This is a genomic window from Pseudoalteromonas sp. NZS100 (assembly GCF_015864815.1).
Lineage (GTDB): Bacteria > Pseudomonadota > Gammaproteobacteria > Enterobacterales > Alteromonadaceae > Pseudoalteromonas > Pseudoalteromonas distincta.
The window spans coordinates 15,803-28,568 of the sequence record NZ_JADYWM010000030.1 but is presented as its reverse complement, the minus strand read 5'-3'; the positions used below and the strand labels follow the sequence as shown (position 1 = coordinate 28,568).

The window sequence follows — 12,766 nt, the reverse complement described above, 5'->3', positions numbered from 1 at the left end:
TTCAATCTGAGCCATGATCAAACTCTTCAATTAAAAAGTTTTATGTCTTTCGACAGCTCAATGAATTCTGAATTTTTTAATATCTTTCGATATTGAATTGACTGTGCCGAAGCAACTTATAAATAAGTTACTTCTGTTGGTCACTCAGTTTTCAATTGAGACTCTAATTTGTTTGCCTCGTTACTTGCTCAATAAAGAACGAAGTAGCTTGGCTGTTAGAACTCAATCTGTACGAGTGCCCACACAGATGATTGCTTTATATTGTTAAAGAACGTTTTGAGTCACTTTAGCGTCTCAAGGGATGCGAATAATACACCCTTTATTTTTCGAGTCAACACTTTGTTTTAAATTTTCTTTTGGAAGATTTAAAACCGAAGTTTTATTTAACTCTCTGAGTAGTTCGTCCCTCGCTATGCGTTGGCGTTTCCCGTCTCAGTGGGGTCGCATTATAGGGAGAACAGATTTTTACGCAAGTACTTTTTTAAAGAAAAAGTAAAAAAAGATGCTGTTCGGTCAGTATCTGAACTAAACCCCCTGAAACTGATAGTTTTGTAACCAAACGGTGCCTTTTATGGTACAAAAATAACCTTGCTGATACACTCAAAGCTAATAACTATTATCTAAAAGGTACTAAATATGGCAATCCGTTCTTATAAAGGTGTAACTCCTTCGTTTAATTCGTCTGTTTATATTGATGAGTCATCAGTTTTGGTTGGTGATATTACTTTAGGTGATAATAGTAGTGTTTGGCCTTTGGTAGCTGCCCGAGGCGATGTTAACTATATACGTATTGGTAAACGCTCCAATATACAAGATGGCAGTGTATTGCATTTATCTCGTGCAACTAAAAGCAATCCAGATGGTTATCCACTTATTATAGGTGACGATGTAACTGTAGGTCATAAGGTAATGCTGCACGGATGTATATTAGGAAACCGTATACTTGTAGGTATGGGCGCTATTATTATGGATAACGTGGTTGTTGAAGATGATGTAATTATAGGTGGGGGATCTTTGGTACCACCAAACAAACGCTTAGAGTCTGGTTACTTATATGTAGGGAGTCCGGCTAAGCAAGCCCGCCCTCTAACGGAGCAAGAACTTGCCTTTTTAAAAATATCTGCCGATAACTACGTATCACTTAAAGATGAGTACTTAGCTGAAATAGCTAATTTAAGTTAATAAGCTTACTTCAATTTGGCCTGCCGAGTTATAGCTCTCTTCTTCGATAAGCTCCTCGGCACGTTCTTCGTAATCAAAACGATACTTTTCAAAATACTCTGTTGCATGGCTTTCGTCTGTTAATTTAAGTGTATTTACTTCTATTACACACTCCACCAGCATGCCACTAACTTGTGCAAAAAATACTAACTGATGATCGGGCTCTCTAAACTCTAGCCTATCTATAAATTGTATTGCCTGATTCATTTAAGCGTTCCTTGTTTGAGCGCATCAACGACGGGAAGTATTTTTGGCATTTTATTACGCCATACATAATATGCTTGAGCAGCTTGGCCAACTAACATGCCACTGCCATCTAAAAGCTTAGCGTTAATATTATGCTGTGCAACCCAATTCATAAAAATGGTATTTTGCAGTGAATAAAACATGTCATAAGCGACTTCACAGTTAGTTATGTGTTTTTTATCAAGTGCTGGAAGTTCGTTATTCATACTGCTAGAGGTAGAGTTTATAATTAGTGAGTAATCGCTTACTGGTAAATCATCAAAACCAAAACCAGATACTGGTCCATATTGGGTAAACAGCTCTGCGAGTTCTGTGGCTTTTTGTGCTGTGCGATTAACTATTATTATTTCCTGAGGGTTATGCTCTAACAAAGGCAAAATAACCCCTCGAGCAGCACCGCCCGCACCTATGATTAAAATGCGTTTATTAGTTATGGCTACTTCATTAGCGAGTAAATCATTTACAAAGCCCACACCATCGGTGTTATCACCGAGTAATGAGCCATCATTTCGTTTTTTTAATGTATTAACAGCCCCTACTATTTTGGCTAATGGGGTAAGCTCATCAGCCATTGCATAAGCTTGCTCTTTAAATGGCATTGTAACATTAGCACCCACACCGCCTTGCTCAAAAAAAGACAATACTGTTTTTTCAAAGTTATCGATAGGTGCTAATATTGCGCGATAGTCGATTTGCTCACCCAGTGATACAGCAAATTGTTTATGTATCGCGGGGGATTTTGAATGTTTAATTGGATTTCCAAAAACCGCATATTTGTCCATTTTAAAGCAACCTCTTTGCAGCTATAAACTGCCTATTAACAATGATAAGTAATATGATTAAACGACTTTTTTCTAAATCTAAGCCGGCTCCCGAGCAACAGGCTCCTACTCCTGAAAAAACACCGTATGAAATAATAGGTGGAGAGAAAGGGGCGCGAGCTATCTCCAATCGATTCTACGACATAATGGAGTCAGATGAATACGCTAAACCGTTATATGATATGCATCCTCTGCCATTAGATCGAATTCGCCAAGTATTTTTTGAATTTTTATCTGGTTGGTTAGGCGGGCCAAACCTATTTACTGAAAAACATGGCCAGCCAATGCTACGTAAAAGACATATGCCTTTTACTGTAGATAAAGCATTGCGCGATCAGTGGATGTACTGCATGAATAAAACGCTGGATATAGAAATAGACAATCCGTTGTTACGTGAAGGCTTAAAGCAATCATTCTCTCAACTAGCAACGCACATGATCAATCAGCATTAAATTTGTATTTAGCCACAATGCAAAAAGGCGCTAATTAGCGCCTTTTTGATTATTGTTTAATTTTTATAATTGCCACTCTCTGGCTATCAGCTCACTTGGTTGACTCGTTAACCACTCTTGCGGGCGTAAGTAATACTGATATAGGTTAGCTTCTGGGCTACTTGGCTCTGGTTTATAGTTATATTCCCAGCGTGCAAGTGGTGGCATAGACATTAATATAGACTCAGTGCGCCCGCCACTTTGTAATCCAAATAAAGTGCCCCTATCCCATACTAAATTAAACTCAACGTAGCGCCCGCGACGATAAAGCTGAAAATCACGTTGTTGCTCTGTGTATTCGTCATTTTTGCGACGTTCAATAATAGGTAAATAAGCATCTAAAAAGCCATTACCCACCGATTGCATAAACGCAAAGCTTTGCTCAAACCCTAGTTCGTTTAAATCGTCAAAGAACAAACCGCCTACTCCGCGAGTCTCATCTCTGTGCTTTAAATAAAAGTACTCGTCGCACCATGTTTTATATTTTGGATAAACTTCTCTGCCAAAAGGCGCACAAATGTCGTGAGCAACTTGATGCCAATGTTGTACGTCTTCTAATACTGGATAAAAAGGAGTGAGATCAAACCCGCCACCAAACCACCATATTGGCTCTTCGCCTTCTTTTTCAGCTATAAAAAAGCGCACATTGGCATGACTTGTTGGTACATGAGGGTTTTTAGGATGAATAACTAACGACACACCACACGCATGAAAGCTGCGCCCTGCAAGCTCTGGCCTATGTGCTGTTGCCGAACCAGGCATTGAAGCGCCAAATACGTGTGAGTAATTAACTCCGCCTTGCTCTATTACAGTACCATTTGTGGTTACGCGTGTACGACCACCACCACCTTCTGCTCGCTGCCAGTTATCTTCTATAAATTTAGCACTGCCATCTGCAGCCTCCAAACCTTGGCAAATAGTGTCTTGCAAAGCCATAAAGTATGCTTTTACTTGATTTAATAATTCGCTTTGCATATTAACCTCTAAATATTTTGCCAGTCATGGCGTCTTTTATTGTGCTTGGTTGAGTATTACCACCTAACGGCTCGTCAACGTAAAAGCCAACTTGTTCTGCAAATTGCGCTTTGGCTTGCTCAATACTAATTACCGTTTCTTGACCGGTTAAGTTTGCACTGGTTGATACCAGTGGCTTACCAAACTCTTGGCACAAACGCTTTACTGTTGGATGGTTTGTTACTCTTACCGCGATGGTATCAAACTGCCCTGTGAGCCATTTAGGCGTATTTTTAGATGCAGGCATAACCCATGTAATTGCAGCAGGCCAACTCGAAAAAATATCAGCGCGTTTATCCATTGGTATTTTTGCATCATCTACATATTTTAATAATTGTCCGTAGTTATCAGCGATTAAAATAAGCCCTTTTTCAACCGGGCGCTGCTTAATAGCTAATAGTGCCTCAACGGCTTGTTGATTATCTGGATCACAACCTAAACCATATACAGCTTCTGTTGGGTATAAAATAACTTCGCCTTGCGTTAAGCATGTTATTGCAGTGGGCGTATTTGAAAGGTCTGACAAAGTAGTCTCCAGATATAATTAAACGTTATTCAGTTGAGGTGAGCTTATGCATGCAGCTTTTTTGTGGGCATTGCAATAATATGCCGTTTGCCATATTTCTTTCTATGACGATAGGCCAGTCACATTCAGGACACGGATGTTCAACCGGTTTATTATTAAGCGTGTATTTACAACTTGGGTAGCAATCACAAGAATAAAATACTTTACCAAACTTATTACTGCGCGCGACTAAATGACCTTTTTTGCATTTAGGGCAACTAGGCAAAGTATCTTCGCTTTGCTTTTCTTCATTTTCGTTAGCAATATAATGACATTCTGGATAACCCGTACACCCAATAAACATACCATAGCGGCCATTTTTAACCACCAGCGGTTTGCTACACTCAGGACATGCTGAATCTTCTAATATCTTGATTTCGTTACTGTCGTGGTGTGCCAGTGGCCTAATAAAGTCGCATTTTGGATAACTTGCGCATCCTAAAAAAGGGCCTGATTTACTATTGCGGATCACTAACTCTGAACCACACTGTGGGCATATCTCGTATTCTTTTTCGAGGGCGTGCTTGTTCGCCGAGAAAAGCGAATGGTCGATTTTACTCATGGTGATCCTAATAGGTTAGTGAATTTTCGCCTAATATACCCAAACCACTTAAAGATACAAGCAATGCCGTGCTTATCCTTTTAAGTAATTTGAGTACAATTAAGATAATTATCCCTAATGAAGAAGTTCGCTGGGTTCATCAAAAATCAAATCTTCCATTTGCTCATATGCCTCTTCAGAGCCAGGAACGTTAAACAAGATCATAAGTACAATCCACTTTAAGTCTTCTAGGCTTATAGTTGGTTTATCGAGAGAGGCTAAACAGTCCATTACCATTTCACGTGTTACATTGTTAATTACGCCTATTTGTTCAATAAACATTAAAAAGCCACGACACTCAGCGCAGAGCCTTTGGCATTCACTATCGGTAAATATACGCACAGCATCTTTAGGGTTAGCAATAAGATAAGGAGACTCATCGCTGTGTTGTAAATCGGCTAGTTGCTCTAACCAATCAAGAGCTTTAAATATCTCAGGCTTATTAAAGCCCGCACGCAGTAGCTCATCGGTTAACTCATTTTGCTCTGCAAATATATCCGCTTCGCTATGAATGTAATTTTCAAAAAGATACAAAAGAATATCAAACATATTACCTTCCTGCGCTTAACTTGATGTAACCATCTAACACTCGCTCAATCTGATCGTCTAATTCTAAATCGAGCAACCTACTGAGTACTTTATCTATTGGCCACTGCGCACGACGCACAATGTCATCTACACTGGTTACTTCAAAGCCAATACTATTTAAAACCTCACATTGAGAATTGGCTTGAATCGGCTGCTCTTTATTACATACATTATTGTCGTAAGTGAAACTCACCTCATCAAGAATGTCAGCCACGTTTTCTACCAGCTTAGCACCTTGCTTTATTAAAAAGTGACTTGCCTGCGCTAACGGGTTTTTAATAGAACCCGGTACTGCAAATACCTCTTTATTTTGTTCAAGCGCATAGCGTACTGTAATTAACGAACCACTTTTAATTTCAGCCTCAACAATAAGTACTCCTAACGATAACCCAGAAATAATACGATTACGGCGCGGAAAGTTGTGCGCATGAGCAGCTGTGCCTGGTAAAAACTCACTCACCAGCAAACCGCTTTCTAAAACTTGGTCTGTTAATAGTTTATGGCGTTTGGGATAGTAAATATCAACCCCAGTACCAAGCACCGCTATGGTTTTACCTGTACCAGCAAGAGAGCCTTTATGTGCTGCACCATCTATTCCCCGCGCCATACCTGAAGTAACCGTAATACCCGCCAAAGTTAACTCGTATGCAAATTCTGAGGCTATTTCAAGCCCGGTAGGTGTAGCATTACGGCTGCCAACAATTGCAATCTGTGGAGTTGATAATAACGAGACATCTCCCCTGCAAAATAGTAATAAAGGCGCACTGGCAATCTGCCGGAGATCTTCTGGGTAAAGCGGATCAAAAATACAGACAACAGTAATGTTGTTAAGCGCTATTAATTGCTCATAATGACTGACTTGTTGCCAATTGGTGTTGAGTAAATTGCTCGCTTGATTAGCGGTTAACCCAAGCTGTAAAAGCTTGTCATGAGATAAGTCGAATAACGACCCAAGGGAATAGTTTGTAGATAGTGCTAAAAGGGTTTTTATACCCAACCCTTTACACATATAAAAGGCAAGCCAGTGGGCTAGCTTGCCAGATGACTGATCCATGCTCTCTCCTAGAGCACCGACTCGCTACTTCTTAATGAATAACTGCAATATCTCCAATGCGAATTGGGTGCTGGTTTTTAGTAATTAATGCATAACTTACTTTGTCATACACTTTAAAGACAATTAGCTCACCAACTTTTTCTTTAGGCATGGTCCACGTTGTGTTTTGTTCGTCAGACTCATCACCAAATAATTGGCTCACATCAGATAAAAGCTTCTCATATTTACTAGAATCTTCTGGGTAACGAGGGCCACGAGGACCATCAATAACCGTTGGCGATTGACGCTCTAGATCTAATACATGACCCGCTTCTATATTTTGTTCACTGCCTAAGTTTAGCACCACAACATCCATTGTGCTGAATTCTCTAACTTCGCGTGGTGAAGCAATAATATTACCTGTTACAGGTTCTGAAGGACGGTGTATATCAAAGTACGCAGGAAGCATTTGGCCTTCCATTGCCGGCATTAAAAAGTCACCTTGCTGAATTTCTCGTTTAACAGACTCAACACGTAATGATGAAGGCACGCCATTTTTCTCATCGCCCGCTCTAAAAGCACGTGCTATACCCACATAAGATGCACGCGTTGCTAACACCTCACCGGTTAAATCAGTGTAGGGGTCACCTTTATGGTAAATAGCATATGCTTTATGTACTTGTAAGTCGCCTTTAACATATAAAATATGGCCTAGCGTTTGTGTTTTAGTATTTTCATTTGCACCTAAAATATAAGGTTTGCCTTTAATATCGTCACTGTTCATTGCTTGCTCGTAACTGATATAAGGTTTGATCATTTCAAGCGGCAAAGTAGTTATAGCATCACGCCCTTTTGGTGTAATACGACCCTGAGGAGATAGCTTTCTATACCCTTTATTGATCACTAAACGTGGGTTTCCATCTGCATCGTATATCAACGCTAATGCATCACCGGGGTAAATTAGGTGTGGGTTGTCAATTTGTGGATTCATTTGCCAAAGTTCAGGCCATAGCCAAGGCTCATCTAAATAGATGCCAGAAATATCCCAAAGTGTATCGCCTTTTTTTACAACATACTGTTTTGGTGCGTCTTTTTTTATTTTAAGTACATCAGCAACTGCGGGAAACGCAGCGCTTAACGTAAGCATGATTGCAAGTAGTGGAGATTTCATCGAGCTTCCTTGTATTGTTTTTTCATTATTATTGCCCAAAACCTGTTAAAGGTGAACGCGAATGGCTAAAATAAGAGCATACAATACCCTAAATTAAGCACAAGTGAAAAAGGTAACTATGGCTAGGTTAGAAGTTTTAAGATTTCCAGATGAACGTTTACGTACTGTAGCAAAAGATGTTGTACAAGTTGATGACACAGTACGCCAAATTGTAAAAGACATGCTAGAGACAATGTACGATGAAAATGGCATTGGTCTTGCGGCCACGCAAGTAGATATTCATCAACGAATCGTTGTTATTGATGTATCAGAAGAGCGCAATGAGCCACTGGTATTAATTAATCCACAAATCATTAAAAAAGACGGCTCTACCGTTAGCGAAGAAGGCTGTTTATCAGTACCTAACTCGTATGCAAAAGTAGATCGCGCAGAAACAGTAACAGTCGCAGCACTTAACGAAAACGGTGAAGAATTTGTACTAGATGCAGATGAATTATTGGCTATTTGTATTCAACATGAACTAGATCACCTTCAAGGTAAGCTATTCATTGATTACTTATCTCCATTAAAGCGCCAACGTATTCGTAAAAAGCTTGAAAAAGAAGCCAAGTTTGCAGAACAGTAATAAGCACCTTAGGAAAACTCAGTGACTCAACCATTACGCATTATATTTGCCGGTACGCCGGACTTTGCCGCACGTCATTTACAAGCGCTGATACAAAGCGAACACCAAATAGTGGGTGTATATAGCCAGCCAGATCGCCCTGCAGGTCGTGGTAAAAAATTAAAAGCCAGTGAAGTGAAAGAGCTAGCGCTTGAGCACAACTTACCGGTTTTTCAGCCACAGTCATTAAAAAATGATGAAGCACTAGCTGAGCTAACAAGCTTAAATGCCGACATTATGATTGTTGTAGCATATGGCTTAATTTTACCTAAAGCTATTTTAGAAGCGCCACGTTTAGGTTGTTTAAATGTGCATGGCTCTATATTACCGCGCTGGCGCGGTGCTGCACCTATTCAACGCGCAATTTGGGCAGGTGATGAACAAACCGGCGTAACAATAATGCAAATGGATGAAGGGCTAGATACCGGCGATATGCTACATATAAGCCGCTGCCCTATTAGCACAACAGAAACTAGCGCAAGCTTATATACAAAGCTTGCTGAGCTAGGTCCAGATGCGTTAATTGAAACCATTAATAAATTAGCTAATGGTGAGATCACCCCTGAACCTCAAAACGATGAACTTGCTAACTACGCTAAAAAGCTTTCTAAAGAGGAAGCTAATATCGACTGGTCCATGAGTGCGCTTCAAATCGAGCGAAACATTCGCTCTTTTAACCCGTGGCCAATGTGCTTTACCCAAATGGGTGGGCAAACAGTAAAGATTCATCAAGCGCAGGTTATGCTGCAATCAGGTGATCCTGGGCAAATTTTATCAAGCGACAAAAATGGCGTAGTAGTGGCGTGTGGCGAACACGCTTTATGTATTACGCAATTACAGCCGCAAGGTAAAAAACCAATGGCAATTAACGACTTTTTAAATGGTCGTAGTGACTGGGTTACTCCTGGCACAATATTAGGCGAAAACAATGAGTAATGTTCCAAACGTACGAGCGCTTGCCGCTGAAACTTTATATAACGTAGTTGATAAAGGCGCATCGCTTAATCAAGAACTTCCATTTGCAAGCCAAGGCTTGCCGCCTAAAGATAAAGCGTTGCTACAGCAAATTTGTTATGGCGTTTTACGCTACTTACCGAGCCTTGAAAATTACTGCCAACACTTAGTAGAGCAGCCATTAAAAGGTAAACGTAGAATATTTCAGTTTTTATTATACGTAGGTATTTATCAACTGCAGCATATGCGCGTACCACCTCATGCTGCCATTTCAGAAACGGTTAACGCACTGGCTCAACTACGCGCTTTAGGATTAAAAGGGCTGATAAACGCCATTTTACGTAGCTTTCAGCGTCAACAAGCTGAACTTGAAGAAAAAGCGAAGCTTATTCCGGTATGTTTATACAACCATCCAAATTGGTTTATTAAACAGGTGCAAACAGCCTACCCAGATAGCTGGGAAGCACTACTTGAAGAAAACCAGCAACAAGCGCCAATGTGGCTTCGTGTCAATCAAGCCCAATTTAGCACGCAAGAATACAGCGACATGCTTAGCGCTAACGATATTGAACACACCTTAAACCCTGATTTTATTGATGGGATTAAGCTTGCCAAACCACGTGATGTATTTTCGTTACCTGAGTTTGATACAGGTGCATGTTCAGTACAAGATGCTGCAGCACAGTTGGCAGCCCGCTTTTTAGAACCTAAAGCAGACGACTATATTTTGGATGCCTGCGCAGCCCCTGGCGGAAAAACGTGTCATATATTAGAGCTTGCTGATGCAGATGTACTTGCACTTGATAGCGACTCAACTCGTCTTGAACGTGTTAAGCAAAACTTAACTCGTATTGGCTTAGGTGCAGACCTACAATGTGGCGATGCATCGCAACCACATACCTGGTGGGATGAAAAATTATTTGATCGTATTTTGCTTGATGTGCCTTGTTCGGCCACTGGCGTAATTCGCCGTCACCCTGACATAAAATGGTTACGTCGCGCATCAGATATCGAAGACTTAGCTAAGTTACAAAGCGATATTCTTGATAGCATTTGGCCACTGTTAAAACCAGGTGGCACATTGGTATATGCTACGTGTTCGGTTCTTCCACAAGAAAACCAACAGCAAGTTGCTAAGTTTTTAGCTAATAATGATGATGTAGAACATATACCTCTACACGAAAACGATACCGTAACAACGCCAGGTTTGCAGTTACTGCCCGGTGAAAGTGATGGATTTTATTACGCTAAGCTAGTTAAAAAAGCCTAATAGCCGTACACTAAATAGTTAGCCATTTATGAAACATTAAATGGCTATTTTTTTAATTAAATTATGATCAATACCACGGGTAAATAATGAAAATAATTATACTCGGTGCCGGGCAAGTTGGTGCTACGCTTGCTGAAAACTTAGTTGGCGAACAAAACGAAATTACCGTTGTTGATATAGACGGTAACCGATTACGTGAACTTCAAGATAAGTACGACTTACAAGGGGTTATGGGCCACAGCGCGCATCCTGATGTATTACGCCGTGCAGGTGCTGAAGATGCCGATATGATTATAGCGGTAACCAGTTCAGATGAAGTGAACATGGTTGCATGCCAAGTGGCATACAGTATTTTTAAAACGCCCACTAAAATTGCCCGCATTCGCTCAGAGCAATATTTAAAATACCGCGAAAAACTTTTTCAAAACGACGATTTACCAATCGATCATTACATTGCTCCCGAAGCACTGGTCACTAAGTATATTCGCCGTTTAATTGACTACCCTGGTGCTCTGCAAGTATTGCAGTTTGCTGATGGCATGCTCTCGTTAGTAGCCGTAAAAGCTTACTATGGCGGTTTATTAGTAGGTTATGCGTTATCTGCACTTAAAGAACACATCCCTAATGTAGAGACTCGTGTTGCCGCTATTTATCGTCAAGGTAAAGCAATAAAACCATTGGGTACCACCGTTATTGAAGCCGATGACGAAGTATTCTTTATTGCCGCTACAAAACATATACGCGCAGTAATGAACGAGCTACAAAAACTTGAGCGTTCGTACAAAAAAATTATGATAGCTGGTGGCGGTAACATTGGGGCAGGCCTTGCCCGCTCTCTTGAAAAAAACCACACCGTTAAACTAATTGAACGCAGTAAAGAACGCGCCGAGCAACTCTCAGAAATGCTCGATAATACGGTTGTTTTTTGTGGTGACGCATCTGATCAAGAACTGCTCTCAGAAGAGCATATTGAACAAGTCGATGTATTTATTGCCGTAACCAATGACGATGAAGCAAACATTATGTCAGCCATGCTTGCAAAACGTATGGGCGCACAAAAAACCATGGTGCTTATCCAGCGTGGTGCTTACGTTGATTTGGTACAAGGCGGCGAAATAGATATTGCCATATCGCCACAACAAGCAACTATATCAGCGTTATTAACGCACGTACGCCGTGGTGATATTGTTAACGTGTACTCACTGCGTAAAGGCGCAGCAGAAGCCATAGAAGCGGTTGCTCATGGTGATGAAAACACATCTAAAGTGGTTGGTCGTGCGATTGCCGACATAAAACTTCCAGCGGGTACAACTATTGGCGCAATAGTACGTAATGACGATGTACTGATAGCCCACGACGATACAATTATCATGTCGGGCGATCATGTCATTATGTTTTTAATCGACAAAAAACATATTACCGTTGTAGAAAAACTATTCCAAGTAAGTGCTATATTCCTTTAACTAGTTACGCTAATTAGTTAATTTAAAATACAAAAAAGCCGCTGACTAAGGCGGCTTTAGTGGAGTATCTTCGAATATTGATTACTGTACTTTTGAAAACTCTTCTTTAGAGATTTCACCATTTCCATCAGTATCTAAATCATCAAAAATCTTTACAAGTTGAGGGTTAACCTTCGCTTCTTCCATTGTAATCGCACCGTCGCCATCTGCATCAAAAGAGGCAAAGTCCACTGCTGCGTATGCTGCTGATGAAGATGCTAAAACGATAACTGCAAGTGTTGTATTGAATGTTTTCATAATAATATTCCTAGTAATATGGGAAGTCCTTTTCAAAGATCCCTGACTGTGAAAAATGTTTAATTAGTAATTAGCGAACTCTTCTTTAGAAAGCTCGCCGCTACCATCTGTGTCTAGCTCAATAAATTCAGCCATTAAATCGGTATCGACTGCCGCTTCGCTTGGGCTAATTGTGCCGCTACCATCGATATCAAGGCTGTCAAAATCTGATGCTGCAAATGCAGCTGAAGAAGATGCTAGTACTATAAGTGCTAATGCTTTATTTAAATGTTTCATAACTTAATCCTTCAATGTTCTATCAAAAAAATTGCTTCGTTTAACTTAAAACGTAATTTTTCACTTCCTTGTTATCCTCTTTCGTAAGCTC

16 protein-coding genes are annotated in these 12,766 nt (G+C 40.3%); 6 read left to right on the top strand and 10 right to left on the bottom strand.

The features are described 5' to 3' along the window. Positions 1–636 precede the first annotated feature (636 nt). Positions 637–1,182: a gamma carbonic anhydrase family protein gene (locus I6E69_RS19605; protein ID WP_002959868.1), complete on the top strand. Its 546-nt coding sequence runs from the start codon at positions 637–639 to the stop codon at positions 1,180–1,182. Here the strand turns inward: I6E69_RS19605 and I6E69_RS19600 are convergent. Next, complete coding sequence (locus I6E69_RS19600; RefSeq protein ID WP_004335144.1) at positions 1,174–1,428, bottom strand: DUF1488 family protein; 255 nt, start codon at positions 1,426–1,428, stop codon at positions 1,174–1,176. The two genes, I6E69_RS19605 and I6E69_RS19600, sit on opposite strands and share 9 nt — an antisense overlap. After that, positions 1,425–2,249, bottom strand: coding sequence for a shikimate dehydrogenase (gene aroE / locus I6E69_RS19595; RefSeq protein ID WP_004335145.1), 825 nt, complete (start codon positions 2,247–2,249; stop codon positions 1,425–1,427). The genes I6E69_RS19600 and aroE overlap by 4 nt, the downstream gene beginning before the upstream one ends. Before the next feature lie 53 nt (positions 2,250–2,302). Between aroE and I6E69_RS19590 the strand changes: the two genes are divergently transcribed. After that, positions 2,303–2,740 (top strand): group II truncated hemoglobin, encoded by a 438-nt coding sequence (locus I6E69_RS19590; RefSeq protein ID WP_004335148.1) that lies wholly within the window; start codon positions 2,303–2,305, stop codon positions 2,738–2,740. Positions 2,741–2,803: 63 nt separating this feature from the next. Here I6E69_RS19590 and hemF read toward each other — a convergent pair whose 3' ends face one another. The 6 genes from hemF to I6E69_RS19560 form a co-directional block, all read right to left on the bottom strand. Further along, complete coding sequence (hemF, locus tag I6E69_RS19585) at positions 2,804–3,754, bottom strand: oxygen-dependent coproporphyrinogen oxidase (RefSeq protein WP_197122043.1); 951 nt, start codon at positions 3,752–3,754, stop codon at positions 2,804–2,806. Between the two features lies 1 nt (position 3,755). Beyond that, positions 3,756–4,319 (bottom strand): L-threonylcarbamoyladenylate synthase, encoded by a 564-nt coding sequence (locus tag I6E69_RS19580; protein WP_004335153.1) that lies wholly within the window; start codon positions 4,317–4,319, stop codon positions 3,756–3,758. 25 nt (positions 4,320–4,344) lie between these two features. Further along, entirely contained in the window at positions 4,345–4,920 is a 576-nt protein-coding gene (locus I6E69_RS19575) for a type I DNA topoisomerase (RefSeq protein ID WP_007377626.1), read from the bottom strand. A 114-nt stretch (positions 4,921–5,034) separates the two neighbouring features. Next, on the bottom strand, positions 5,035–5,508 hold the full coding sequence (locus I6E69_RS19570; protein WP_197122040.1) for a DUF494 family protein: 474 nt from the start codon (positions 5,506–5,508) through the stop codon (positions 5,035–5,037). Between the two features lies 1 nt (position 5,509). Continuing rightward, the gene (gene dprA, locus I6E69_RS19565) at positions 5,510–6,601 is read right to left on the bottom strand and encodes a DNA-processing protein DprA (RefSeq protein WP_197122037.1); all 1,092 of its coding nucleotides are present in this window, start codon (positions 6,599–6,601) and stop codon (positions 5,510–5,512) included. A 31-nt stretch (positions 6,602–6,632) separates the two neighbouring features. Continuing rightward, positions 6,633–7,751, bottom strand: a complete 1,119-nt coding sequence (locus I6E69_RS19560) for a LysM peptidoglycan-binding domain-containing protein (protein WP_004335161.1) — start codon at positions 7,749–7,751, stop codon at positions 6,633–6,635. A gap of 118 nt (positions 7,752–7,869) precedes the next feature. Here I6E69_RS19560 and def point away from each other — a divergent pair, with 118 nt between their 5' ends. The 4 genes from def (at position 7,870) to trkA (ending at position 12,102) form a co-directional block, all read left to right on the top strand. Next, positions 7,870–8,376, top strand: coding sequence for a peptide deformylase (def, locus tag I6E69_RS19555; RefSeq protein ID WP_004335162.1), 507 nt, complete (start codon positions 7,870–7,872; stop codon positions 8,374–8,376). A 21-nt stretch (positions 8,377–8,397) separates the two neighbouring features. Next, complete coding sequence (gene fmt / locus I6E69_RS19550; protein ID WP_138489865.1) at positions 8,398–9,351, top strand: methionyl-tRNA formyltransferase; 954 nt, start codon at positions 8,398–8,400, stop codon at positions 9,349–9,351. After that, positions 9,344–10,639 (top strand): 16S rRNA (cytosine(967)-C(5))-methyltransferase RsmB, encoded by a 1,296-nt coding sequence (gene rsmB, locus I6E69_RS19545; protein ID WP_004335167.1) that lies wholly within the window; start codon positions 9,344–9,346, stop codon positions 10,637–10,639. Before fmt ends, rsmB begins: the two co-directional genes overlap by 8 nt. 86 nt (positions 10,640–10,725) lie before the next feature. Continuing rightward, positions 10,726–12,102, top strand: coding sequence for a Trk system potassium transporter TrkA (gene trkA, locus I6E69_RS19540; RefSeq protein ID WP_004335170.1), 1,377 nt, complete (start codon positions 10,726–10,728; stop codon positions 12,100–12,102). A gap of 81 nt (positions 12,103–12,183) precedes the next feature. Here the strand turns inward: trkA and I6E69_RS19535 are convergent, their stop codons facing one another. Further along, positions 12,184–12,399 carry an EF-hand domain-containing protein gene (locus tag I6E69_RS19535; RefSeq protein ID WP_024597191.1) on the bottom strand — a complete coding sequence of 72 codons (216 nt, stop codon included), beginning with the start codon at positions 12,397–12,399 and terminating at the stop codon, positions 12,184–12,186. 63 nt (positions 12,400–12,462) lie between these two features. Next, on the bottom strand, positions 12,463–12,675 hold the full coding sequence (locus I6E69_RS19530; protein ID WP_004335174.1) for a calmodulin: 213 nt from the start codon (positions 12,673–12,675) through the stop codon (positions 12,463–12,465). Positions 12,676–12,766: the final 91 nt, after the last annotated feature.

What these genes read in the sequence shown, in the direction of transcription:
- I6E69_RS19605 (WP_002959868.1), top strand. Translation starts at nt 637, where the DNA reads ATGGCAATCCGTTCTTATAAAGGTGTAACTCCTTCGTTTAATTCGTCT.
- I6E69_RS19600 (WP_004335144.1), bottom strand. Translation starts at nt 1,428, where the DNA reads ATGAATCAGGCAATACAATTTATAGATAGGCTAGAGTTTAGAGAGCCC.
- aroE (WP_004335145.1), bottom strand. Translation starts at nt 2,249, where the DNA reads ATGGACAAATATGCGGTTTTTGGAAATCCAATTAAACATTCAAAATCC.
- I6E69_RS19590 (WP_004335148.1), top strand. Translation starts at nt 2,303, where the DNA reads ATGATTAAACGACTTTTTTCTAAATCTAAGCCGGCTCCCGAGCAACAG.
- hemF (WP_197122043.1), bottom strand. Translation starts at nt 3,754, where the DNA reads ATGCAAAGCGAATTATTAAATCAAGTAAAAGCATACTTTATGGCTTTG.
- I6E69_RS19575 (WP_007377626.1), bottom strand. Translation starts at nt 4,920, where the DNA reads ATGAGTAAAATCGACCATTCGCTTTTCTCGGCGAACAAGCACGCCCTC.
- I6E69_RS19570 (WP_197122040.1), bottom strand. Translation starts at nt 5,508, where the DNA reads ATGTTTGATATTCTTTTGTATCTTTTTGAAAATTACATTCATAGCGAA.
- dprA (WP_197122037.1), bottom strand. Translation starts at nt 6,601, where the DNA reads ATGGATCAGTCATCTGGCAAGCTAGCCCACTGGCTTGCCTTTTATATG.
- I6E69_RS19560 (WP_004335161.1), bottom strand. Translation starts at nt 7,751, where the DNA reads ATGAAATCTCCACTACTTGCAATCATGCTTACGTTAAGCGCTGCGTTT.
- def (WP_004335162.1), top strand. Translation starts at nt 7,870, where the DNA reads ATGGCTAGGTTAGAAGTTTTAAGATTTCCAGATGAACGTTTACGTACT.
- rsmB (WP_004335167.1), top strand. Translation starts at nt 9,344, where the DNA reads ATGAGTAATGTTCCAAACGTACGAGCGCTTGCCGCTGAAACTTTATAT.
- trkA (WP_004335170.1), top strand. Translation starts at nt 10,726, where the DNA reads ATGAAAATAATTATACTCGGTGCCGGGCAAGTTGGTGCTACGCTTGCT.
- I6E69_RS19535 (WP_024597191.1), bottom strand. Translation starts at nt 12,399, where the DNA reads ATGAAAACATTCAATACAACACTTGCAGTTATCGTTTTAGCATCTTCA.
- I6E69_RS19530 (WP_004335174.1), bottom strand. Translation starts at nt 12,675, where the DNA reads ATGAAACATTTAAATAAAGCATTAGCACTTATAGTACTAGCATCTTCT.